23 protein-coding genes, 1 tRNA gene and 1 pseudogene are annotated in these 24,343 nt (G+C 58.5%); 13 read left to right on the top strand and 12 right to left on the bottom strand.

Features of this window, described 5'->3' with window-relative positions; genetic code table 11:
• The first annotated feature begins 21 nt into the window (after positions 1-21).
• The 11 genes from ychF (at position 22) to C4J86_RS03640 (ending at position 8,722) form a co-directional block, all read left to right on the top strand.
• Positions 22-1,122, top strand: coding sequence for a redox-regulated ATPase YchF (ychF, locus tag C4J86_RS03690; RefSeq protein WP_057725888.1), 1,101 nt, complete (start codon positions 22-24; stop codon positions 1,120-1,122).
• Positions 1,123-1,532: 410 nt separating this feature from the next.
• Entirely contained in the window at positions 1,533-2,459 is a 927-nt protein-coding gene (locus C4J86_RS03685; protein ID WP_124365749.1) for a sigma 54-interacting transcriptional regulator, read from the top strand.
• 180 nt (positions 2,460-2,639) lie between these two features.
• Positions 2,640-2,846: a hypothetical protein gene (locus C4J86_RS03680; RefSeq protein WP_124369511.1), complete on the top strand. Its 207-nt coding sequence runs from the start codon at positions 2,640-2,642 to the stop codon at positions 2,844-2,846.
• Positions 2,847-2,899: 53 nt separating this feature from the next.
• Positions 2,900-3,322, top strand: coding sequence for an EscI/YscI/HrpB family type III secretion system inner rod protein (locus tag C4J86_RS26965; protein WP_256681724.1), 423 nt, complete (start codon positions 2,900-2,902; stop codon positions 3,320-3,322).
• A gap of 6 nt (positions 3,323-3,328) precedes the next feature.
• Positions 3,329-4,150, top strand: a complete 822-nt coding sequence (sctJ, locus tag C4J86_RS03670) for a type III secretion system inner membrane ring lipoprotein SctJ (protein WP_124369510.1) — start codon at positions 3,329-3,331, stop codon at positions 4,148-4,150.
• A 151-nt stretch (positions 4,151-4,301) separates the two neighbouring features.
• On the top strand, positions 4,302-4,706 hold the full coding sequence (locus C4J86_RS03665) for a type III secretion protein (RefSeq protein ID WP_256657451.1): 405 nt from the start codon (positions 4,302-4,304) through the stop codon (positions 4,704-4,706).
• 2 nt (positions 4,707-4,708) lie between these two features.
• A complete protein-coding gene (gene sctL / locus C4J86_RS03660) occupies positions 4,709-5,326 on the top strand; it encodes a type III secretion system stator protein SctL (protein ID WP_124369508.1) in 618 nt (205 codons plus the stop codon).
• A 438-nt stretch (positions 5,327-5,764) separates the two neighbouring features.
• The gene (locus C4J86_RS26960; RefSeq protein ID WP_256681723.1) at positions 5,765-6,007 is read left to right on the top strand and encodes a hypothetical protein; all 243 of its coding nucleotides are present in this window, start codon (positions 5,765-5,767) and stop codon (positions 6,005-6,007) included.
• A gap of 14 nt (positions 6,008-6,021) precedes the next feature.
• Positions 6,022-8,160: a type III secretion system outer membrane ring subunit SctC gene (sctC, locus tag C4J86_RS03650; RefSeq protein ID WP_124369506.1), complete on the top strand. Its 2,139-nt coding sequence runs from the start codon at positions 6,022-6,024 to the stop codon at positions 8,158-8,160.
• A complete protein-coding gene (hrpT, locus tag C4J86_RS03645; protein WP_124369505.1) occupies positions 8,157-8,360 on the top strand; it encodes an HrpT family type III secretion system protein in 204 nt (67 codons plus the stop codon). The genes sctC and hrpT overlap by 4 nt, the downstream gene beginning before the upstream one ends.
• Before the next feature lie 32 nt (positions 8,361-8,392).
• Positions 8,393-8,722, top strand: coding sequence for a transcriptional regulator (locus C4J86_RS03640; protein WP_256681722.1), 330 nt, complete (start codon positions 8,393-8,395; stop codon positions 8,720-8,722).
• On the opposite strand, the gene sctU is transcribed toward C4J86_RS03640, so the two are convergent.
• The 11 genes and pseudogenes from sctU to C4J86_RS03585 all read right to left on the bottom strand — a co-directional run bounded on the left by sctU (position 8,723) and on the right by C4J86_RS03585 (position 18,862).
• Positions 8,723-9,820 carry a type III secretion system export apparatus subunit SctU gene (gene sctU, locus C4J86_RS03635; RefSeq protein ID WP_124369503.1) on the bottom strand — a complete coding sequence of 366 codons (1,098 nt, stop codon included), beginning with the start codon at positions 9,818-9,820 and terminating at the stop codon, positions 8,723-8,725.
• The gene (gene sctT / locus C4J86_RS03630; protein WP_124369502.1) at positions 9,817-10,605 is read right to left on the bottom strand and encodes a type III secretion system export apparatus subunit SctT; all 789 of its coding nucleotides are present in this window, start codon (positions 10,603-10,605) and stop codon (positions 9,817-9,819) included. Before sctT ends, sctU begins: the two co-directional genes overlap by 4 nt.
• 10 nt (positions 10,606-10,615) lie before the next feature.
• Positions 10,616-10,879, bottom strand: a complete 264-nt coding sequence (gene sctS, locus C4J86_RS03625) for a type III secretion system export apparatus subunit SctS (protein ID WP_124369501.1) — start codon at positions 10,877-10,879, stop codon at positions 10,616-10,618.
• A gap of 7 nt (positions 10,880-10,886) precedes the next feature.
• Positions 10,887-11,540, bottom strand: coding sequence for a type III secretion system export apparatus subunit SctR (gene sctR, locus C4J86_RS03620; RefSeq protein WP_124369500.1), 654 nt, complete (start codon positions 11,538-11,540; stop codon positions 10,887-10,889).
• A complete protein-coding gene (locus C4J86_RS03615) occupies positions 11,537-12,550 on the bottom strand; it encodes a FliM/FliN family flagellar motor switch protein (protein WP_124369499.1) in 1,014 nt (337 codons plus the stop codon). Before C4J86_RS03615 ends, sctR begins: the two co-directional genes overlap by 4 nt.
• Entirely contained in the window at positions 12,547-13,005 is a 459-nt protein-coding gene (locus tag C4J86_RS03610; RefSeq protein WP_124369498.1) for a type III secretion system HrpP C-terminal domain-containing protein, read from the bottom strand. The genes C4J86_RS03615 and C4J86_RS03610 overlap by 4 nt, the downstream gene beginning before the upstream one ends.
• Positions 13,002-13,429: pseudogene (locus C4J86_RS03605) on the bottom strand (YscO family type III secretion system apparatus protein). The gene C4J86_RS03610 and the pseudogene C4J86_RS03605 overlap by 4 nt, the downstream one beginning before the upstream one ends.
• On the bottom strand, positions 13,416-14,774 hold the full coding sequence (locus tag C4J86_RS03600; protein ID WP_124365734.1) for a FliI/YscN family ATPase: 1,359 nt from the start codon (positions 14,772-14,774) through the stop codon (positions 13,416-13,418). The pseudogene C4J86_RS03605 and the gene C4J86_RS03600 overlap by 14 nt, the downstream one beginning before the upstream one ends.
• Positions 14,771-15,670: an FHA domain-containing protein gene (locus tag C4J86_RS03595; RefSeq protein WP_177413169.1), complete on the bottom strand. Its 900-nt coding sequence runs from the start codon at positions 15,668-15,670 to the stop codon at positions 14,771-14,773. Before C4J86_RS03595 ends, C4J86_RS03600 begins: the two co-directional genes overlap by 4 nt.
• Before the next feature lie 37 nt (positions 15,671-15,707).
• Entirely contained in the window at positions 15,708-17,801 is a 2,094-nt protein-coding gene (gene sctV / locus C4J86_RS03590; protein WP_124369496.1) for a type III secretion system export apparatus subunit SctV, read from the bottom strand.
• Positions 17,798-18,862, bottom strand: coding sequence for an HrpJ domain-containing protein (locus tag C4J86_RS03585; protein ID WP_124369495.1), 1,065 nt, complete (start codon positions 18,860-18,862; stop codon positions 17,798-17,800). Before C4J86_RS03585 ends, sctV begins: the two co-directional genes overlap by 4 nt.
• A 264-nt stretch (positions 18,863-19,126) precedes the next feature.
• Between C4J86_RS03585 and C4J86_RS03580 the strand changes: the two genes are divergently transcribed.
• Both C4J86_RS03580 and C4J86_RS03575 read left to right on the top strand, forming a co-directional pair.
• Positions 19,127-19,675, top strand: a complete 549-nt coding sequence (locus C4J86_RS03580; RefSeq protein WP_124361172.1) for an RNA polymerase sigma factor — start codon at positions 19,127-19,129, stop codon at positions 19,673-19,675.
• 212 nt (positions 19,676-19,887) lie between these two features.
• Positions 19,888-19,964, top strand: a tRNA-Met gene (locus tag C4J86_RS03575).
• Positions 19,965-20,022: 58 nt separating this feature from the next.
• Here the strand turns inward: C4J86_RS03575 and C4J86_RS03570 are convergent.
• Complete coding sequence (locus C4J86_RS03570) at positions 20,023-24,339, bottom strand: AvrE-family type 3 secretion system effector (protein WP_124369494.1); 4,317 nt, start codon at positions 24,337-24,339, stop codon at positions 20,023-20,025.
• Positions 24,340-24,343: the final 4 nt, after the last annotated feature.

The raw sequence follows: 24,343 nt of genomic DNA, 5'->3' as shown, positions 1-24,343 counted from the left end.
CTTTTACCGAGGGGAAACACCATGGGATTCAATTGCGGCATCGTCGGCCTGCCCAACGTCGGCAAATCCACCCTGTTCAACGCCCTGACCAAGTCCGGTATTGCAGCGGAGAACTTCCCCTTCTGTACCATCGAGCCCAACAGCGGCATCGTGGCCATGCCCGACCCGCGCCTGGCTGCATTGGCGGCCATCGTCAATCCCAAGCGCATCCTGCCGACCACCATGGAATTCGTCGACATCGCCGGCCTGGTAGCGGGCGCCTCGAAAGGGGAAGGCCTGGGCAACAAGTTCCTGGCCAACATCCGTGAGACCGATGCCATCGCCCACGTGGTCCGCTGCTTTGAAGACGAGAACGTGATTCACGTCTCCAACAGCGTTGACCCCAAGCGTGACATCGAGATCATCGACCTGGAACTGATCTTCGCCGACCTCGACAGCTGCGAGAAACAACTGCAGAAAGTCGCGCGCAACGCCAAGGGCGGTGACAAGGACGCAGTAGTCCAGAAAGGCCTGCTGGAGCAGTTGATCGCTCACTTCACCGAAGGCAAGCCGGCGCGTAGCCTCATGAAGAACATGAGCACCGACGAAAAAGCCGTGATCAAGGGCTTCCATCTGCTCACCACCAAGCCTGTGATGTACATCGCCAACGTCGCTGAAGACGGCTTCGAGAACAACCCGCTGCTGGACGTGGTCAAGGCCATCGCCGACGAAGAAGGCGCGATCGTGGTCCCCGTGTGCAACAAGATCGAAGCGGAAATCGCAGAGCTGGATGACGGCGAAGAAAAAGACATGTTCCTCGAGGCCCTGGGCCTGGAAGAGCCTGGTCTGAACCGCGTGATCCGCGCCGGCTACGAAATGCTGCACCTGCAGACCTACTTCACCGCCGGTGTCGAAGAAGTCCGTGCCTGGACCGTCAAGGTTGGCGCCACCGCGCCACAGGCCGCCGGCGTGATCCACACCGACTTCGAAAAAGGCTTTATCCGCGCTGAAGTGATCGCCTACAACGACTTCATCCAGTACAAGGGCGAAGCGGGTGCAAAGGAAGCAGGTAAATGGCGTCTTGAAGGTAAGGAATACATCGTCAAGGATGGTGATGTGATGCACTTCCGTTTCAACGTGTAAGAATTGCCTGCGGTTTTTGACGCCGCAAAAAAGAGCCGATGCATTGCATCGGCTTTTTTGTGGGCGTTAGAGCGCCGCGCAAATAAAATACTTCCTATCAAGAAACACACTTTGCAAGCATGACATCTGTTGATACGTTTTAACTTCAAACGCTCGACGCACATTAACCGCAACTCCTCGTTAAAAAACTCGCCATTTAAAATTAATCGTTATTAATTCAGGATTTCTCTTACACCCAACTTGCCTGACACCTCCAATCTTCACTTGAAATCCTTTATCGCTTGAGCATTCATACTTTTCACTTTGCCTGCTGCTTTAACAGGATCATGACAAGCCAAAAAAATCCTGTTTAACTAACACTAATGGATACAGCCCTTATCGAGTGGCTACCGCAATGGACCAAAGCATTTATGTCGACGCTCAGTCAGAATAAACCTATAACAGATATAACTTTTTCTGATTGCCCGAACATCGAAACGACTGTTAACAGCACAGCCGCTCTCGATATAGATATTCTGTTGATGGGAGAAACAGGTACCGGTAAAGATACATTGGCACAACGTATTCACCACCTGTCACGCCGCAAAGGAAACTTCGTTGCGGTCAACTGTGCGGCCATCCCGGAAAGCCTTGCCGAAAGCCAGTTGTTCGGCGTCAACAGCGGCGCCTACACGGGCGCCATGCAATCTCGAGCCGGATTCGTTGAAGCGGCACACTTGGGCACCTTATACCTCGATGAAATCGACAGCATGCCACTGACGTTGCAAGCCAAGCTGCTACGGGTATTGGAGTCTCGCGGGGTGGAGCGTTTAGGCTCGACCCGATTCATACCCGTGGACATGCGAGTGATCGCCTCTGCTCAGCACGCGCTGCACGACATGGTCGAGCAAGGTACCTTCCGGCGAGACCTGTACTTTCGCTTGAATGTTGTCAGCATTCATCTTCCGGCTTTACGGGAGCGGCGAGAGCGAATTATACCGATGTTCCTCGATATGATTGAGCATGAGGCTGAGCACTTCAAACTCCCTGCTCCGCCCCGTCCCGGCAAGTGGTTGTTACAGCAGTTGCTGTGTCATTCCTGGAAGGGCAATGTGCGCGAGTTACGTTCTACGGCGAAGCGTTTTGTACTGGGCCTGCCACCGCTCTCAGCAACGGTGATAACGCGCCAGGAACGGGAAATGAGCCTGAAGGCCCGCTTGCATCAGATGGAGAAATCGCTGATTGAGGAGTCTCTTCGTCAAAACGACCGCTGTGTCGACAGTGTGGCGATAGAACTAGGAGTAGCCAAAAGAACGCTCTACCACCGGATGAAGCATCTGGGCGTTTCGCTGAGCTGAGAATCGCCACGACCTATACCGCTATCAACTTACATTTTTTGAAACATTCCGCTCGGTACCCCATGGAACGCAAAAATCTCTTGAACCACTTAAATGATGGAAAGGCACTACGGTTATACAAACATTTTTTAGCGTATTGCTGACCCCAGTAAAAATAACGTTATCTACGGAGAAAATGATATGACTATTCCTAGTGGATCTTCCTATTCACCTTATGCGGGCGGTTTTGGCGCTGGCGGTGGCGGTATGTCTGCGCAGGATGCCGACGCTGGCTTGGAAGCCTCTGAACGAAAGAAACGCGCAGACGGTGTAAAAAACGCGTTCAAAGCGGCAGAGAACGCCAATACCAGTGGTATCAAATCGGCTGTCGACGCCCTGCGTTTGTAACCGCCTGAACGTATCTGGCCTTTCCGGCAGCCTCTGCCGGGAGGGCCATTTAAGTGCAGACTCCATTACCGACTATCAACACCGCATTGGCAACTACTCAACCACGGGGCTGCATGATGATAGAAGTTATAAAGCCTGCTGACGCCAGACTGCCGGGCGCCTACAGAACAGAAGAAGTGTTCGCCTCAAGCACAGATGTGAACTTTTTCAATTCGGCCATGACGCCATCTGCCTATACGAGCCCGACAGTTGATCAGCCAACGCCAAAAAACCTGTTGACCGACACCGCAGGCAAGCTAACCGGCGTAACTGAACGTATGTCCAAAAGTTTGCGTGCACTCGGCAGCACAGACAAACTTGACGAGGCCCGAAAATACCCAAGCCAACTCTCCGACGCATTATTGCTTCAGCTAATGTTGACGAAGTGTGTTGGTAAAACCGCGCAGTGCATTGATAAAATCAGCAACCTCCAGTAGGTCAACATGACGCGCACGTTGTTTACTGCATTAACCCTGTCTTTCACACTCATGCTAAGTGGCTGCAGTGAACGTGTCGAACTCCACCGGCAATTAACGGAACAAGAGGCCAACGAAGTTGTAGCAGAGCTGGCGGACAAACATATTCGTGCGAGTAAGGTTCCCGCCAAAGACGGCGTTGTCGTGGTAGTCAATGCCATTGATATTGCAAGGGCCGTACGAACGCTGGAGGCCGTTGGACTACCTCGGGCAGCACGCGCTACGTTGGGCGACACTTTTCGTAAGGAAGGCGTCATCTCGACGCCGCTGGAAGAACGAGCACGCTACATCTACGCCCTGTCCCAGGAGTTGGAAACCACCTTATCGAACATTGATGGGGTCATCGTGGCCAGGGTCCATGTGGTACTGCCTGAGCGAGTGGCGCCGGGCGAGCCTGTCCAACCGGCCTCCGCGTCGGTGTTTATCAAACATGATCCGCGGCTTGACCCCGACAATATCAGGGCCCGTGTGCGCAGGCTGGTTGCCAGTAGCATACCCGGCATGGCCACAGCGCTCGATAATCCGCAGAAACTGACCGTGGTATTCGTGCCAGCGACAGCTTATACGGAACAACAAAGCCTGGTTTATTTCGGGCCGTTTCTGGTCCCAGGCGACGACCTCGGTTTTTGGCGGGCCAGCGTGACGGTCTCGCTACTGGTCCTGGCGCTTATGGTGTCGGCCACCCTGTTCTGGCAGAAGCGAAAACAGCGAGCCACGCCCGAACCTGTCTTGCACGCTCAAACGCACGCGCGGTCCCCTGACATGCCCGCTCATTCAAACAATGAGTAACCTCGCATGGGCCCGATGGTGGGCAGCCCCTTGGTTGTATGCGCACGCAGACTGGAAAAGCACGCATACCCATGCGGCGCTTGTAGACATTCATCGCCGCGGGCTAGTCGCAACGGGTACACATTACGGTATTACTCCCTGCCTGCCGACAATGCCTGACCCCGCCTTACTCCAATTGGCAATTGCCTCATGCGAGCAACTTGAGCTGGGGCTGGCACTGATCGACGGTATCTGCCGGCCCAGCTACGCAGCAGCATTGGACGAGCACCATCTTCTGTGGTGTAACAGCCTGTCCAAGGCGCTATGCCTGGATATCGTGCAACCGGATAAGGATCCGTTGCAGTTGTTGCGCGCTTGGATCCCACCTGCGGCCTGGCAACGGATAAGGCTACGCTTTGCACGCCGACGCGTGCTTGATCTGGAAGAAATGCCACTGGCGCTCAATGGATCGCACAGTCGGCTCGATACCCTCTGGCACGCCGTGGTGTGGCGTATAGGCACGCTGAACCTTAACAGCAGCGCTTGCGAGTCATGGCCGCAGCCGCAAGGAGATTAACGATGCTATGTCGACGTACGATCAACTCGCCTGGCGCTACGCCGCCTCTCCCGGGAAGCCTGATTTCCGGTGAAACCCTGGCCAGTTATACCCAGGCCAGTGATGTGATAGAGCAGGCAAAGGCTGGTGCCAGACAATTGCTGAGGGAGGCACACGAACAACGGGAACACTTGCTTGAACAAGCAGGGTTTGAAATATGGCAGCGTGCCGATGCCCAACTCAAACGCTGGGAAGCAGAGCGCCAGGTCCTCTGTGAAAACCTCGAACGATGCGCCACTTCAATTGCCAACCAGGCTATTCACCTTTTGCTCGAGCAAACGTCCCCACCTCACCGTATCGGCGCCCTGATCAAGCAGTTGCTGGCGTGCCAAATCCCTGCAATCAAGGCGACATTACTTTGTAATCCACATGACCTCGAGACGGTGAGGCGATGCCTAGACAGCAGCGGTAGTCATCACTGGTCGCTGCGCGCAGCAAACTCGATCGAGCCTCAAACGCTGTTATTGAATACCGATGAGGGAGATTTCCGCATTGACTGGATCTCTATGGTCAAGGCCGTCATGAACAGCGATGAAAGCCCTTCGACAGCGAACGGCGGGGACATATTTCTTAACATATAAGCAGCAATACATGGAACCATTTCGTAATAAAAGCCATTAAGGGATACACACCCAGAAAGGCACCTCACATGAACTTTTTCGACAGCCTTAGAGATAGACTTGTCAGAGACGCAAAACACGTTAAACGTGAGGTCGACTCTGCAGTAAATAATTACTCCGGGTCAGAGCAGGACGCGGACTTGTTTTATGACCTTGTGGTAAAACATCGCAAGTCTGAATACCTCATCAATGAACAGACCCGCGTAAAGTTCATGCTAATGAAGTCTGCTCTGGACAGCGCCCAGTAACATGAAAGAGCTACTTGCCGAGTGTTTGAGAAGTGGCGGCGCAGAGTTGAGGTTATTCGAAAACGACGACGAAATCGTCTTGCGTCACTGTCCGGACACTCTTCTGCTAAGTGTCCAACTGACCCAACAACCCCCGAATAAATCAGTGCTGATGACGTGGATGCGACTGGGCGCGATAAGCCTGCATCACTTCCAGGGTGCTCTCGCTCAACACCCAACCAGCGGTGAACTCTGGCTGGTTCATTGCCTGCATAAGCCCTACGGCGAACAGCTTCTGCAACGCTGTATAGAGTCCCTGCTCAACCAACGCGATACCTGGCGGGCAACCTTTGCACGCCTGAACAAGCCGACCCATCCGCTCAGCCCCACCTCGCTACGTTCGTTGTCGCACTAATCAGGGAAACACCTATGTATAAGAACCTCTTCAAGCGCAACAGCTTGCGCGTCAACCCGCCTGAGACTTCGTCCAGACGTGTCCACTTCAGGTGCCTGATCGCGCTCGCCGGTTTGCTCGCTCCGGTGCTCAGCGCCTTTGCTGCCATCCCTCCCGAGTGGAAAAACACCGCCTACGCCTATGAGGCCGAACACAAGCCTCTACGCGAAGTGCTTGAGGACTTCGCCCAGACCTTCGGCACGCAACTGCAAATCGAGGGCCTGCTGGAGGGCGACGTCAATGGCAAGATCCGAGCGAACACACCGCAGTCGCTGCTGGACAGACTGGGCGTCGAACACCGCTTCCAGTGGTACATGTACAACAACACACTGTTTATCAGCACACTGGACCAACAAGAGTCCGCGCGCCTGGAAGTCTCTTCCGAGACGGTTTCCGACCTCAAGCAGGCGCTAACTGATATCGGTCTGCTCGACAGTCGCTTCGGCTGGGGCGAGTTGCCGGAAGACGGCATCGTTCTGGTATCCGGCCCCAAAAGCTACATCGAACAGATCAAGCAATTCAGCAGCCAGCGTCGCTCTGCGGATGAAAAACAGAGCGTGCTGACGTTCCCGCTGAAATTCGCCAATGCCGCAGACCGCCAGATAGAGTATCGCAGCGAAAAAATCGTTATCCCTGGCGTTGCCAGCATGCTGCGCGGGCTATTGGAGCCGCGCTCTGGCACGACGCTTTCCGGGCTGGCCCAACGTTCCCCGTCCCAGTCCCAGCCCGCACCTGTCACGCCCAGCTTTGCGCGCCTGGGCAACCCGCTGCTGGGGCAAATGCTCAGTGCACCTGCTTCCCCGGATGCCGGCATGTCGATTACGCCTCGGGCGCCAGTGGGCACCAGCCGGATCCGCGTCGAGGCGGATGTGCGTAACAACGCCATCCTGATTTATGACTTGCCGGAGCGACAAGCGATGTATCGCGAGTTGATCAGCCAACTGGATGTCGCGCGCAAGCTGGTGGAAATCGATGCAATCATCCTCGACATCGAGCGCACGCAATTAAATGAATTCGGTATCAAGTGGGGCTTTCAGAACAGTCGCTTCCGTGGCGGCGCCAACATGGCGCCCGGTACCGCATCACAATTATCGATCGGACGTCTTGATCGCTTCTATGCCGATATCCGCGCGCTGGAGTCCCGCGGGCTGGCAACCATGGTCTCCAATCCCTCGGTGCTGACCCTGGAAAACCAACCGGCGATCATTGACTTCAACCGTACTCAATACCTGACTGCCGGCACCAGAAACGCGACGATCCTGCCCATCACCGTGGGCACCAGCTTCCAGGTGGTTCCCCGAGTGATCACCAGCCGGGGCGGTCATCAGATCCATCTGGCGATAGACATCGAAGACGGTAACTTTGACGAGTCCAACCCCGAACGTATTGGCCCGGATGTACGCCGAGGCAAGGTCAGCACCCAAGCCGTGATGGCAGAAAAGCGCTCGTTGGTGGTGGGCGGGTTCCACGTCACCGAAAGCACCGATAAACAAAACAAGGTCCCCGTGCTGGGGAACATACCGTTACTGGGCAAGGCGCTGTTCTCCTCGACCGAACGGCAGAATAACCGGCGTGAGCGGCTGTTCATCCTGACCCCGCGAGTGATCGGCGATCAGTCTGACCCTTCGCGCTATTTGCCTCAGGACGATCAGGTCGAACTGCAAGCTGCGCTCAAGCCATTGGCGCGGCGCTACGCCCCCCATCAGCCGGTGATTAACCGCAGCGATATCACCAGCACCCTGGCGCATCTGGTCAGCGGCGAAGTGCCCAAGGCGTTCAAGGCCGAACCTATGCCGCTGGGGCTGAACACGTTGTGCAGCACCCGCGACTTGCTGGCGCTGAATACTGAGCGCAGCCAATGGTATGCAGGCCCGCACTACAACGTGGCGGTGGTGGTGCTGCGCAATCAGTTCAAGCGCAATGTGCGCATCGATGAGAAGGAATGCAGCAATTCGCAAACGCTGGCAGTCACCGTCTGGCCGCGTGCCTGGCTCAAGCCTGGTGAAGAAGCTGAAGTGTTTATCGCCATGCGTCCGGTCATCAAGGATGAACATCTGAGTGTGCCACGCCCTTCCCTGATCACCCCACTCCCAACCCGGACACCTACACCATGAACCACAAACTGATGCATGCCGCGCTTATGGCTGCCGTACTGCTTGTTACCGGTTGCACATCGACCTGCAAAGGCGACTCCTGCTCACGTCCGCAATCGAGCAAAGACAAGATGGTGGTCTGGTGGCCCCCGCAGATGCGCGTCGAACCTGGCCCGGCCGGGGAGCGTTCGGACTATCAGACCGTGTCCTTGGAGCGATGAGCGTGGAGGCAGGCGCCCCTGTGAACCGCCAGATGCTCATTGACGACCTGGTGAGCGGCCGTCCCGCTCATCAGCAGTTGTGCAGGGGGATTACATTGCGCTCGTGCGATGCGGGCACACGCAAGGGCGTAGCCTTACACATTGCAGGCATGGCCCTGCAAGCTGGGCAGTTGGAACAGGTATTGGAGCGTCGTTTCCAACAGGCGCTGGCGTTTGACGGCTGTTACCTCTATGTGGACAACCAGGGCGCGCTGGTTATCTGGCACACCCTGCCCGCACAACCCCAGGCGCTGGAAAAAATCCTCAGCCGGATGTTGTCTCTGGCCAACTTGCACGCTCTGGACCTTTCGGTCATACGCTGATCAGCGCTGCTCGAGCTCCGGCAATGTAAGGGTTTCACGCTTGGCCTCATCGTCAAGCTCACGCAAGGTACGGTAGATCAACGCCACGGCCTGCAACGTCTCACGAGGAATCGGCGCGCCGAGCTTTTTCTCGTAAATCGTGCGGGCCAGCCATACGCATTGAATGACCGGAACATCAGCCGCCTTGGCGCGATCGATCAGTTTGCGCGCCTGCGCATCCGTGCCTTTGGCCACCAACTGCGGCAACGGCGTCTTGCCGCGACGGTAATACAGGGCGACGGCAAAGTGGGTCGGGTTGACGACCAACATGTCCGACTCTTCCAGCTTGGGCAACTTGACCTTGGGTTCCTCCTGCGCCAACTGATACGCCAACGAGCGGCGCTGCCCCTTGACGTGCGGGTCACCCTCCATGTCCTTGTATTCCTTGACCACTTCGACCTGGGTCATGCGCATGCGCTTGGCGAAGAAGTACTTTTGCAGGGTCAGGTCGGTCAGTGCCAACACCAACAGCAATCCGAGACAGGCATGGAGCAGATAGCGGAACAGCGCAATCAGCGCCAGCAGGTAGCTTTGCAGATCGCTGTTGGCCAGATTAATCAGCGTGCCCAAAGAGGGCCAGACCACCAGATACACAATCAGGCCCAGGAGAAACGCTTTGGCCACGCTCATCAGCAGGTTCATCACCGACTGGGCGGAGAACATTTGCTTGAGTTGGCTCATGGGATTGACCCGATTGAAATCGAGCTTGAGTGCTTCCGGGGCGAACAGAAACCCGACTTGCAACCAACTGCTGATCAGCTTCGTGGCAATCGCCACCCCAACCATCAATAAGGCGAACGATAGAAACACCACCACCCCATCGAACAGCACTTCTTCCAGCGCTCGCACGAAGGGCTGATTCATGCGTGAAATCGGTAGCACCATCAATTGTTCGAAACGTTGCAAACTGCTTTGGGCGGAATACAGCGCGATTTCGCTGATGGCGGTCAGCGCCAGCAACTTGCCTACATCCTGGCTCTGGGAGACTTGGCCTTTCTTACGCTGGTCACGCAGCTTTTTAGCGGAGGCGGGGTGTTTTTTCTCTCCCGAGTCGCTCATGGCATCGCCACCTTGAACAGCAGCCCAAGGGAATGCTTGAGGTCACCCAGCAAACTCATACGCCCGACGATCAGATCCTGCAATAACGCAAAATACAGCAAGAGGATACCGATACCCGCGAGGCTCTTGAGTGGCGGAGCCAGTGTGCTCACCTGCAACTGCTGACTGTAAACGCCCAGCAGTGCGATGCCGAACTCCAGCAACAGCAGCACGCCGATAAAGGGCGCCGCGTAGAGCATCATATGGGTGAACGTATCCCCGAGCAGCGCGATGAATACGCTGAACCCATTGGGCCCCGGCAGCGGGAACCACACCGTCGGCGGCCAGATCAGGTAGCTGTCCCAGATCACCTGAGTCAGTGCGCCAAGCCCCAGGGTGACCATCAACAGAAAAATCGCCAACTGCTTGAGCATATGCCCGATGGGCGTTGCGTCCGGGCCCAGCGACGGGTTGAGCTGGCCCCCGGCCAACGCGCCTCGCTGGTTATCCAGCAGCGCGCCCACCGACTCGAACATCCAGAACGGCATCGACAGCAACACGCCCAGCACTACCCCAAGGGCCAACTCCTTGAGCGCCAAGGCGGCGAGCATGAGGCCCGAGTAATCCAACCCCTCCAACGCTGCATGGATACCCGGCGCGGGGATCAATGCCATGACCATCACAATCGTGTGCCGGGGCATGCCACGAATATGTTGAAAACAGAATGCAGCGACCAGAAAGGCACAGGGATAAATGCGCGCCATGGCAATCACCAGGCTTGGCAGGTATTCAAGATACAGCAGCACAGAAGCAACCTCAGTGGAGGGCCGAACGGCCGATCATGTCGAACGTCAGGTTGATCAGCTGGATCAACTCCACGCCGATCCAGCGTCCGGTCATGATCAGGGTGATACCCACCGCCACCAGCTTGATGCCAAACGGCAGCGTCTGATCCTGCACCTGCATCAGCGCCTGAACCAGCGAGGTCAGCACGCCCACCACCACAGCCACGATCAGCGGCGGTGCGGTCAATACCACGACCAGTAACATGCCCTGCTTGAACAATACGATCGGTTCCATATTCAGCTCAGAGATAAGAAAGGAACAGGCTGTCGAGCAGCCGCGACCAGCCGGACACCATTACAAACAGCAGCAATTTGAGCGGCAGGGAAATGGTCATGGGTGAAACCATTTGCATGCCCAGCGCCAATAAGAGGTTGGAGACAATCAGGTCAATCACGATAAAGGGGATGTAGATCAGAAACCCGATCTCGAACCCCGCCTGCAGTTGCGACAATACATAGGCGGGAATCAGCAGGATCAGGTCTTCACGCTGCACCTCCTGCGCCATCTGCGCGGGCCAGAGGCGGTGGGTATTCTCCAACAGGTGGGTGAGCACGTCGGGGTCGAGATTGCGCAGCATGAATGCACGCAACGGCTTGATGGCCTCTGCGCCTGTCTGCAGCACCCCCTGCACGCTGCTCGTGTCCAGCGGAGAAATCTTGAGGGTTTCTGCGATCTGGTAGCCCACCGGCGCCATGATAAACAGCGTCGCGGCCAATGCGATGCCGTTGATAGCCATGCTCGGCGGCACTTGCTGCACGCCGATGGCATTGCGGGTAATCATCAGCACAATCACGATTTTCAAAAACGATGTGCAGATAATCAACAGCATCGGCAGCAGCGTCAGCGTGGCAATAAACAGTGCGAGAACGAGGGGGTCCAGCCCCTGAACTGTCATCGACCAAAAAGCACGCGGGACAGCTGCAACCCCAAGCGGCCATCGACTTCCACCAGTTGGCCCTGCCCAATGGGACGGTCGCCGTAATACAGGCCTGCCAGGCCAGGCGCGTAACCGGTAATGCCCAGCACCGAGCCGGGCCCCAGATTGCGCAACTCGCCCAGCGTGAGGTTCAGCGTGCCGCAGCGAACATTCAGCGCCATGCTCAACTCATCGAATGGCTCGTGGCCGAAGATATCCACCACAGGTTCATCCTGCGCATCCTCGGAGTAGGCGTGCGCCGCAAAATTATCGTCCACAGACGTGTCCTCGATAGAAGAAAGGGTCAGGCACAGAGTCCCGTTTTCATCGTCAATACTGCCCCGCAGCCGATGCCTGCCAACCTGCACATAGCCGCTGCCCTGCGCATGGAACAGCGCGAGCTCGGGGACCAGCACATCACCGGCGCGCAGGCCGCGTACCTGTGCAATGGTCAGGCGCATGCGTCCCAGGGTGACGGCAATCGCCAGTTGAAACTGCCCCGGCAGCGGCGCAGCGACAGAGCGCCATGGGGCGGCCTCGCACAACGCGAGGAAGCTTCCAGCGCTCAGCCACAGGTAGCCCATGACCCGTGAGGCGCCCAGGGACACGCTGAGCCGGCAACCGAACCCCTCGGGGCGATCCGTCTCCAGCAGCCGCATATAGCCGAACAGGTCACGTATCTGGGGGCTCAAGTAGTGCTGAAACAATGCCCAGAACCAGGAGTCCGGATCGTTGCCGGCCTGGGCCAACGTCACCGGGCACTCACCCATCAAGCTCAATTGCGGCCCCGGTTCGCTGAACGCCAATACTCCACTGGTGGTTTCAAAGCACAGCGACTGAGCGCCAACCGGCTCAGTGCCAGGCTCCAGGCGTAATTCACCGCGCTGTTCGGCCACCTGGAACGGCATGTGCAACCCACGCCCCAGCCGTCGCCGGGCAGCCACTGCATCAGCCCTCACAGTGCGCAAGGCCAGAGAGGGCAACATCATGCCGGCGCCGAATTCGCCACGCACAGCGCCACCGGTAACGCCAGGCTCGCGGCGAGCCTATGCTCACATTGGTGCCGTACGCCGTAGAGCCAGCGCGCTGTTGCTTCCTGCTGCGCCTCAAGCTCGATATTCCACCCCGCCCCTTCTCGACGAATACGGGCATTGATCCGCCCCAGGCGTGGCAAGTACATGGCCACCGTCAGCGGCCACGTCGAGCCGCTTTGCAGCCGAGGTATCAACTGCTCCGACAACGCCTCGACCATGGCGAGATCGCCGCCGGCCCGGGTTCCGGGCTGTGACGCGCTACGGCCCGAGTCCTGTTCGTCATCACCGAACAATTGGCTAAAGAGCTGCCGTTGCTCCCAAGGCACTGGGGCGCTTACCTCGTGGACACGGTCCTCGCGAGGGTCGCGTCGGCGTTGGCGTTCAGGCGTGTTGGCTGAAATAGCGTTCATAGCGGTTCCTGCGTGAGTAAATTGGCCAATTCCTGCAGTTTTTCTACTTGGCGAAGGCACTGGGTGACGTGCTTCTGCGCGATACCTATCTCCACCTCACGCTGTTCCTGCTGCCCTTGCAGCTGTTGCACCTGGCCTTCTTCACGCCGGGTACCGGCAGACAGGCTTTGTTCCTTGCGATTCCACGACTTCAGCGCCTGGACGCTCACAACCTGCCCCTGGTGCTCGCTCAACAGTTGTGCACATTGGCGTTGCTCTTCCTGACGGGTTTTCTCCAGCAGGTCTTGGGCCTGCTGGATGTGCGCCACCAATGCCTGCTGTGATCGTTTGGCCTCGCGCAGCGCGCGTTCGGCACGATCAGCCCGGTACCGACGCAACCGCCGCAGGGTTTCGATCTCACCGGCAACGTTTCAGAATGGGACATAGGCAGTCAGCTCCGTCAGTTGGTCCATAGTCGTGTCGATCGCAGAAGGCTCACGCAAGTCTTGGCGCAGGAAGCTATCCACCGCCTGGCGGCTGCTTACCGCCATGTCGGTCAGGGCATCATTGCCTGCCTGGTACTCACCCAGCTTGAGCATTAGCTCGATCTGCTGGTAGGCCGACAACAGGCGCCGCAATGCCGTACCGGCCTGGATATGCCTGGGCTCGCAGACATTGGTCAAAATCCGCGACAGGCTGGCCAGCACGTCCACGGCCGGATAATGGCCGCGCTCGGCCAACTTGCGTGACAGCACGATGTGGCCGTCGAGCAGCGAGCGAACTTCGTCGGCCACCGGGTCATTCATCGAGTCCTGCTCGATCAACACCGTGTAGATGGCCGTGATCACGCCGTCACGCGTCAACCCCGCCCGTTCCACCAGGCGCGGCAACAGGCTGTACACCGAAGGCGGCAGACCGCCCCGCCCCAGCGGCTCGCCGGCAGCCAGACCGATTTCACGCTGGGCTCGCGCAAAACGCGTCAAGGAATCGATCAACAAAAGCACGCGCTGGCCCTTGCGCCGGAAACCTTCGGCGAGCGCCGTCGCGGTGAAGGCGGCGCGGGCGCGCTCCATGCTGGAACGGTCAGAGGTGGAGCACACCAGCACCGCCTTGGCCCGTAGTTGGTCATCCAGTTCATGGTCAAGAAACTCGCGCAACTCTCGGCCCCGTTCGCCGATCAAACCGAACACGATCACATCGCAGTCCACGTTACGGGCGATCTCGGCCAACAAGGTGGTCTTGCCACAGCCTGCCCCCGCGAACAGCCCGACGCGCTGGCCTTCTCCCAGCGTCATCAGGCCGTCGATCGAACGCACCCCCGTGGCCAATGCGCGGTTGATGCGCGGCCGCTCCGTGGGTAACGGCGCCTCGCACAACACCGGGGTTGCGTCGGGCGTATCCGCTTCGGCGAACGCACTGGGACCGTTGCCGGCAATCGGCCGGCCGAAACCGTCCAGCACCTGGCCCAGCAGGTCATCACCCACCCGTACCCTGTGCGGCACACCAAGACGCTCCACGCTGGCGCCCACGCTCACGCCTTCCAGATTCCCCAGGGCACTGAGCACCGCATCCTGCTGATCGAAGCCAATGATCTCGGCGAGCATGTAATCGCCCGGTTGCTTTTCAACCTGGCACAGGTCGCCGATGCGCGCCTGGGGCAGCCGACACTGCATCAGCATGCCGTTGACGCGCTGTATGCGACCGCGCATCGTGACCGGCGCAAAGCTGTCCAACGCCGCCGACTGACTGCGTTGCCAAGCCTGGAGACGCTCTTGCCACGCGCCGCTCACCAACGCACCTCATAGCGCTGCGCACCGTCGAACACCACCTTGCTGTTATCGATCAGCACCAGGCGCAGACCATTGACTTCGTCGCCCACAAACAACCGGGTGCCCTCTTCCAGCACAACGTGGCCGTTCGGTCCGCTGATGATCTGCACGATCTTGAACGGCAGTGCTCCGTCACGCGTGCGTACGCGGCTGATCACCGGCACAACGGTTTCGAACTGCCCGGCAAAGCGGTCGAGCATGCGCGCGACCAAGTCCGCCTCTTCCTGGGAAACATCACCGCTCAGGGAAATCTGCCCATTGATGACTTGCAAGCTGACCCGTGAACTCAGTTCCCGCTCGCTGAGCATCTTCAGCAATTGCTGGCGCACCTCAAAGGGCGAGCCCAGTTCGGGCTTCTGAACCACTACCGGCATCAGCGATGCCTGGGCCTTGCGCTCGCCACTAAAGATGATGCCGGCTGCCGCAATGAGCACGGCGAACGCAAGTACCAGGCTAAGCAAACGCTTTTGTTGGGACGATGGAATTGATGACAGTTTCAACGCGAGCGGCGCCTGCTCCGCAGGCTCAGGCGCCGCAGGTGCAGGCGCGGGTGCCTGTGGCCAGGGCTGATCGGCAGGGCTGACGCACAAGCGAACGGGGCCGATCAAAAAGACCGTGTTCAGCGCAAGCTCGCCGATCTGCGCCAGCACTTGCCCATCGCTGTTTTCAAGCAGCCCCGCCTCGGCCTGCACCGACCACCGGCCATCGGCCAAGCGCAAACGTGCGTGATGCTCGGCAACCCCGGGATCGTTCAACACAAGATCAGCGTCCGGGTTGGCACCCACGCCCCACTGCTCACCAAACAACGGCAGCGCGGCGCCTTGATGCATACCATCCAGCACCCGCAGCTCGAACATCATGGGGCCACCCTCGATCCGGATAAAAATAACGCGCTCATGCCGCCGCCCCACGCATTGGTTCGTCCTGGCCCAGGTCGAAACGGCCCAATACCTTGACCTTGGAGTTGCTCCCCAGCTCGGCAAAAGACATCACCGGCACATGGTTGAACTCATCCAGCAAAAGCGCCCGTAACGGGCTGCGCAGATCCTGGGCAACCAACAGCACGCTCTTGGTTTTCGGCCTTAGCACAAAGGCCTGGTTGAGCAGCCCGACCAAGGCCGCACTGCTGTCGTTATCGAGGGCGAAAAACACCCCGCTCTGGGTTTGGCGCAACGCTTCGCGCAGGATGTTCTCGGTCTGGGGCGACAGGAGCCACGCATGCAGGCCATCGGCTTCGCTGTACTGGTGAAAAATCTGCGACTTGAGGGCGATCCGTGCGTAATCGGCCAGGGCATCCGGTTCACGCTCATGCTGGCCGTACTCGATCAATGACTCGACGATCAAACGTACGGCGCGCAATGGCACACCCTCACTCGCCAGGCGCTGCAGCACCGACGAAAAGCGCGAAAGCGGCATGATGCGCTGCAGCTCCTGCACCAGCTCCGGCTGGTTGTGTTCAAGCCAACTGAGGATCGACTTGCATTCCTGGATGCCGAGAAACCGCGGTCCGCTCAGCAACATCGCCCGCTTCATCCGTTCGATGATCAGGCTCTGGGCGCTGAAACGCTCAATCTGGGGGTCATCGAGCAATGGATCATCAGGGTCGAGCCACAGCCAGTCCGCTTCGTCCCGCTCGGCCAGGCCTCTATCGCCGCTGTCCGGGGGCTGCGCCAAGGAGGCGTATTCAACCGCAACACGGTCGCTGAGGGTCGCCGTCACGGTCGGAACTTCATGCACGCAAAAGCGCATCTCGTCGACGGCCAGCGCCTCACTGAACTCGGCTTCGAACGGGGGTAGCGTCAGTCCGATATTGGCGACCAGCGCATTTCGGGCCTGACGAATTTTTTGCACGATGTCGATGACCTCAGGGGCCCCGTACATCTGGCTGTTGAATTGCAGCAGATACGGCCGTGACGGGTCGAAGCCGCGCAGGTCTTCACTGCCGTTCTCTTCCGGACGGACCGCTTTTTCGTCCGACGCCGCCGGGGAGTCCTCGCGCTGACGCTGGCGCATGAGGTAGTACCCCAGGGAGCCGGTCATCAGCGAAATCAGAATGAACACCACGGTAGGCATGCCGGGAAGCGTGGCGAAGGCCAACATGCCCACCGACGCGATCATCCAGCTCTTGGGTTCGCTGGTCATCTGCCGGGCAATTTCGGCGCCCATGTTCGTGACGCCCTTGCGCCCGTCCGGCGCCACCCGGGTAATGATCATGCCTGCCGTCAGGGAGATCAGCAGCGCGGGAATCTGTGCGATCAGGCCGTCGCCGATCGTCAGTACCGAATACAGCGCCATCGACTCGCCCGCGCTCATCCCGTGCTGGAACATGCCGGTAGAAAAGCCTCCCAGCAGGTTAATGACCACGATGATCAGCCCGGCAACGGCATCGCCCTTGACGAACTTCATGGCCCCGTCCATCGCCCCGAACAGCTGGCTTTCGCGGGATAACTGCTCACGTTTGTCCCGAGCCTGCATACCGTCGATCAACCCGGCGCGCAGGTCACTGTCGATCGACATCTGCTTGCCCGGCATCGCATCCAGACTGAAGCGGGCAGCCACTTCGGCGACCCGCTCCGAACCTTTGGTGATCACCAGGAAGTTGACGATGGTCAGGATCATGAAGATCACCAGCCCCACCGCCAGGTTGCCGCCCACCACGAAATTACCAAACGCTTCCACAATATCGCCCGCGTCCTGCTCCAGCAGAATCAAGCGTGTGGTGGCAATCGACAGGGCCAGGCGAAACATGGTGGTCAACAGCAGGATCGATGGAAACGACGAGAACGCCAACGGCCCCGGCAAGTACAGCGCCAGTACGATCAACAAGCAGGAAATACAGATGTTCAACGCGATCAGGATGTCCACCAGCCAAGTGGGCAGCGGCACGATAAAGATAAACACGATGGCCAGGACCACCACCGCGCCGAGCACTTCGGCACGCCGCGCCACCTTGAGCAGCACGACATTGACCGATGACAGCAGTGTCACCCGGACGTCCTCGTCTCGCCGGGAAACGTCTGATGACCGCGCTCTTCGCGCGCCCACTCAACCATGACGTCCTTGAACGCTTTCACGGCAGATGCCTGGGATTGCGCATCAAGCCACCAGTCCTTGGGCAGACTTTTTACTTCCGTGGCCAATTCATTAAGCGAGCGCAGACGAGCGGCAAGCAGCGTCCCCCCAAACTCACTGGCCAGCCTTTGCACCTCGGCCGCATCGATACCGGTACTGGCATAACCCAGAAAACGCTGCAATAAATCCACCGCCTCCAGATCGACGTTCAGGCGCCGGATCAACGCATCACAGTTGCCCAGCACCGAGCGCAATTGACGACACTGCGCCAACCCCTTAAGCAGCAGGTGCAATTTTTCCGTGGGCACCGACTGGGTGTGCGCCGCGATATCGCTGTTCAGAGCCTGAGTCATCAGGTCGACGCCTTTAGAAAACGCCGTTAAGCCGTACATCTTCAACAGCGTCTGCAGCATCAACGCCAAGGATTGGCGAACGACCACGGAGGCGTAATAAAGCGCACGCACGTCCTGACGCTCCTGCGGGTCAGCGCTGGCCTCCTTCAATGCCAAGGCGATATTCAGGCCTGCCTGGATGTGCCCGCCGAAATCCTGCCTCAGCGCTTTCAAGGCCCCGCGCGCCAGGCCCTCTTCTACTGTCAGCCCATTGGTTTGCGCTTCGTTGGCGATGAATTGAAGCACCACGAAGGCACGCGCGGGGTCACCCCCGGCATGGCTTACCAATTTTTCGACAGTGGGCTTGCGCAGCAACTCGAACCGAAGCCGACGAACAACGGTTTCCAGCGTGGCCAGGCCGGGGTGGCCCAGTTGTTCATAGAGCTGCACGAACTCTGCGACAGGCGAAACTTTTGTGCCAATGGATCGCCGGCCCAGGGCCTGTGCGTTGAGTGCCACTTCTTCGCTGAAAATCTGCGCGATGTCATCTAAGCCCTGCGAACGGATTGGCACATCGACAGTGCTCACACTGGGTTTGTCCGCAGGTTGGATCTGCTGCACATCGTTGAAGGATTCGACTTTCATGGGCGGGCCAGAATGGGAAGTTTGTGTCCCTATGTGGCAAGCCGCTGCGGTTCAGTTCCATCAAAACATTTCACGGCGAGGGGTATGAAAATACCCGCACACCCAGATCGTCTTCTTTGCAAGTTACGGCACAGAAAACCCCTAACAAAAAATGTATATCTATATAAATCAATAAGTTGTGTGTTTTTCCCATTTGGCACAGCCGGTGCAAAAGGGGTCCCTATCGAAACCATTTCGATCGAGCCTTCCCGGAGGAAAAACAACATGAAAATACCTATTGGCGATCTAGTTCACCTCGTCGGCAATTCGCCTCAGTTCATGGTCCAGCTGACGGACGACCAGCAAAAAAAACTGCGACGCTTCATTCATAAACGCGTGCTCAACCCTGAAGATGCTGACGATCTGCTGCAATTGACTTACCTGGAAGCATGGCGCAACAGAGAGCGTTTCAGCGGGCAGGCCACACTCAGCACCTGGATGTGCGGAATTGCGCAGAATTTGATCCGCAACCACTTCAGGCGCATGTATGCCAAACCGGTGCATTGCGAGTTCGATGAATCGTTGTGGCATGGCCAGGAAGAACACAACAGCCTGGACTGGGAGTTTGAAGTCAACCGACGGCTTGAAAAGACCCTGAACGCCATCGACCACCTGCCGATAGAAATGCGCAAAACGCTTTACGCTTCGCTCGAGACCGATGGTAGCTATCAGGACACCGCCGATGCGTTGGACATCCCCATCGGCACGGTACGCTCACGTTTGTCGCGAGCGCGCGAACAGCTCAAACGCGTGACGCGCAACCCGTTGCCGTAAGTCTCGCCACAGCAACACCGTTGGGCGAAAGGGATATCTGCCCAACACGATTGACGCTTGATAGGCGCGACCGCCCGAGAATCGCAGCCTGAAGAGTCCCCCGCCGCTCGTCGCCAATCAGCCTGTTTTTCGTTAAACAGTTGAAAGCGTAGAAAAAACTTAACAAAACCTCTTGACGCATTCCCGTTCTGCGCGAATAATGCGCGCCACTTGGCTACATAGCTCAGTTGGTTAGAGCATAGCATTCATAATGCTGGGGTCCGGGGTTCAAGTCCCTGTGTAGCCACCAAGTACTAAAAACGGCTTACCGAAAGGTAGGCCGTTTTTTTATGCCCGCCGTTTACCTTTCAGGCGATGGAAGCCGGCGTCCTTATGCGCAGGTCCCCCAGGTCAATCGTCAGGTCATGGCCAGGCAGGCTGCTCAGCGTATCGTTCAAGTTCATCCGCAGCGGTTTATCCGCATCCACCCCGTACTCGAAGTCGACGTTGACCTGTTTTTGCGTATAGCTGACGGCCGCGCTGCTGGAAAAACTCAGATTCATCATGGCTGGCACCGACATGCCATGGGACTGGCTCGCGGTGTAGCTCATGCTCATGCTTTTGACGCGCAGGTTGTTCGGATCTCCCAGTGCCTGCTTGATCAGCGGCTCGGTATCTGCGCCCGCGAGCAGGCTGCGCTCGATGGTGCGTAGAACCTCTGGCTTGAGCTCCATGCCAAGCCTCAGTGAAGTCCCGTCACCCCGCTGCAGTTGACCGATCACCTGGGCAAACTGCGGGTCATCCTTGAGCCACTGTTCGATGGCGGCCTTGTTGGCCGGCGCGACATCGTCCAACCAGTCATGCCGCCCGTTATCGCGTAACCCCACGCGCGTGACGGAAGACTCGACCGATGCCAACTGCTGCAGCCCCTTGTTCATCAAGTCTTGTTGGGTCATCAACGTGTCCAGCGACTGACTGATGGCGTAATAAGCGTCCGGCTTTGTCGCCAACGCCGGATGAGTGGAAAGAAACTGCTGCAACTTGGCCAGTTGTTCTTTTGGGGAGCCCTGCGCGCCCAACGGGTCAGCGGCGGCCAAGTCCCGTTTGAACTGGGGGGAATACAGTGACAGGCTGCTGTGAATATCATCGACCTGAGATTGAGTCACTGGCTGCGGCGGCTTGAAAGAAAAGCTGAAGGCCTGTGACTGCCCCCGGTCAAATTTCACCATGACCGATACGTCCGCCGAGGCAGCAACCATCGTCGCCGGCCCGCTGGCCCCGGCACTGCCCGCCAACGCCAACGTACTGATCGGCGCAAAGTTGGCCCCCACGCCGCCCTGCCTCAGCCACTGTGCGCTGCTTGCCTGGTCACGGCTGGTGCCCGTCGCAGAGCGCGTGGTGGCTTGGCTTTTATCCGTGTGCGCAAGGTTAAGGTTCCCCATCACTCCAATCCCGGCGCGTATCACTGAATCCAACTCGGCGATGTCTTCCTGCGGGCTGTACATCAAACGTAATTGCGCGAGCCCATCCAGGTTAACGTCAGCACTGAGTTTCGAGCTTTCGCCAACTGCGCCTTTTTCTCCCAGCGCCAATAAGTCGTGGAAGCCCCCGGACTGCCCCATAAGTATCGACATCATCTTGCCGAAGTCCGACTCCTTCACATCGAAACTGATGTTCGATCCAGTGTTCTTCACAACGGCGGCCGTCAGCTCACCGGCAACTCTCAGGCCGGGCCCCACTGCACCGTCCCCGCGACCTAACGTCGCCCCCGTGGCCACGGAGCCGGCCAGGCGCCGCATATCGTCGCGGCTGATCTGGACCCTGGCTCCCTTGTCGGTACGGGTGATACTCACACCATGCGTATGAGACCTGGAGGCTCCCAGAAAAAACTCTACGGCTGGCGCAGGTTTTATACCGGTCACCATCAGCCCCAGGCTTTCGCCCTGGGTTCGGCTGGGGTTAAGGGTTTGACCACTTTCCATCTGCTGCACTTGCTGTGTCATTGCCTGCGTAATGGACGCATCGGCGGGCAACCCCAGCAGGCCCGAAAGGTGCCAATGCAAGGCAGACCCCGGCGTGCCAAGGTCCTTGGCCAATAGCTTGAAATTGTCATACAGGGATTCCGCCTGGCTATAACTGGCGACTTTCTGGCTGGCCAGTTTATGGACAGGGCTGTCATCAAACCCTTTCATCACAGTGCCCATGGACGCTTCGATTCTTTTCAAGGCACTGGGGCTGTGGCCAGTAGTGCTGTCGAGTTCCTTGACCAAGTCGTTTAGTTGCTTGAGCGTATTGGCATGGTGAATAAGGTCGCCCTCGACGATGGCCGCAGGGTGGTCAAGATCGCGTTTACGCTCAGGTTTCCACTTGGGCAACGTCAAGCCTTGACCTTCGAAGTTGGCCAGCAGGCCTGCGGTTGAAGGCTCGGATGAAGGCGCAACCCGTTTGAATGCCTCATGCAGTTGGTGCAGCGTCGACTCAGGGCTCGTCAGCGCTCGGCTCAGCGTGGGCCGCGGGTCAAACGCCAGCCCGTGTACGTCTCCTAACAGGCGGGCGCTCGATTGGCTGCTTTCTGTTACCTGCGTCAACGCCTGGCTGATCCGCATGGCCAATGCCTGACGCGGCCCGGGCTCGCACAGGGCGGCGAGACGCGCGTTCAGGTCAGCGGCAACCGGCTTGCTCTTGGAAAGCGATGCGAGCTGCTGGTGCAGTTGCTTATCGTCAGCGTAAACGTGCTCCAGCCCCCGGCGCCCGTTTACGTGATGTTGAATGGATTTGCCTCTCTCACTGATGGCTTCCAGAGGATGAAAGTGCGCATTGAGTCCCTGGAAAAAATTGCGCTGGAGCGGCACGCCTTCACGGGTTTGCCCCACGACAGTGCTTGTGGCCGTCAGCGCGCCTCCTGCCATCGGCTTGCGCATCTGCGCGGCCGATAACGTATCGGCCAATGAGGGCCGCTGCACCGCCACTGCCAACGGCCCCCACGCCATTGCGCCCAAGGCCGCCTTATCGAGTCGATGGAACTGTTTATTCCATCCGCCAACCAGATGCTTATCTGCCCCCATCCGCAAGGAATCCAGCGATTGGCCCTGCGGTAATTCAATCTGGGTCCAGCTTGGCGCGGCACCATCGCCGCCCTGCCAGGCGTGGTAATCCGCCTTGAACAATTCGCCCGCCTGGGTGTGCGCATAAAGACTTGCTTCATGATCGAGCGCCAGGGTTTGTATGGCGAGCGCGGGGGAAAGCCGTAACGGGTTGACCACCCCATCCACGCAGGCTTGGAGCTGATGGTTTTTATCGACGGTTACAAAGTTGCGACCGTCAGCGATAGCGAATCCTGTGACAGGGCGCTGAGGATCGCCCGCCAGCACCTCGTCAAGTGACACTTGAGGACGGGGCTTGGGCAGTGCGCTCAATTCATGGCTGGCCCCCTCGAAGACGGGGTCACGCACCTTTTGCAGGGTCACCGCTTTGAGCTGCCCTTCCTGCAGCACATAGGCACGTCCGTCCAACCCTCGCTCCAGCTGTGTGACGCCCTGCAGCCCCGAGTGATCCCAACGTTGCGCAGCCGCGTCCCAGCTCAACAACGCGCCTGCGTCAAACGCAACCTTGCCGCGTGGGCCCAAGTCGACTGCGGTCGTCAGCGCCTGCTGACTGGGCAACGGCAGACCTTTCTCGATGCCCTTGACCCACACATCGCTCAGGTTCCACTGAGGGCGCAGCCCGCTTGCATTATCCAAGGGTACGCTGTGCAGTTGCTGCCGGGCATCGCGAACCTGGGCATTGAGCTGCCCGGCATCATCATGGAAGAAGCCTTCGACACGCACAGCGCCCTTTAACGCCTGCTCCAATGATTCGAGCGATTGCGCAGCCATCGGCAACACGCCGTCCCGAGCCATGCGCACATCCGCGCGCAGCAGTTCGCCGTCGGCCGTGGCCCCATACAGCGTACTGCCGGCCAAACCGATTCGGGTAAGTTGCACAGGCGCGCCGGTCTCATCAACCGGGCGTACATCCGCCGCCCCGGCACCTTGAATCTGCACCATCGGCGCGCCCTGAACCTGACTTAATACAACCGAGCTGCGCCCCTGCGCACTGCTGTCCAGCGCCCCCTGGGGTGTTTTCGACAAGTGCCCCTCACCGGTCAGCCCAATACGGCTGTAGGCCTGGTTGTCGGGGTCGGGCAACCACGCCAGGGTGAGAGGTTCGAAGCGATACAGGCGCTGTTCGTCCAGACGAAACTGCTTGCCGTCGACCGTCGTCTGTACACCGCTGACGCTTGCCAAATGCCCGCGACCAGGGCTGTCAAATGACGAAACGCCCCCGCCGCCGCCGACAGGATCGGGCACGCTGCTTTTGAATACCGCCGCGACAGCGGGCGTAGACTGAATATGAAACAGGTAATCTCGTTCATCCCTGACACGCAAGGTACCTGCGGCGCAGGCGCCATCGGCGGCAAAGTGTCTGGTTGGCGCGTTGAGATGAAGAGCGATATCGCGTGCCACCCTGGTCGTGTCAGGTTCCAGCTGCCCGTCTTTTAGGCGGATATCAAACAGCATTGAGGCGGGAGTCAACGATTGATAGCGGGGTGACTGCTGGGTGGGCACCGCAGCCTTGTCGGGCGTGGAGTAGTGGTCGATAACACTGAGCGGCGCGTGGGGCAAATTGTCTAGTCTTCTGTGCATAACT

The organism is Pseudomonas sp. R2-7-07, assembly GCF_003852355.1.
Classification (GTDB): Bacteria; Pseudomonadota; Gammaproteobacteria; order Pseudomonadales; family Pseudomonadaceae; genus Aquipseudomonas.
Note: the sequence above shows the minus strand (reverse complement) of the source record. Positions and strands in the feature narration are given on the sequence as shown.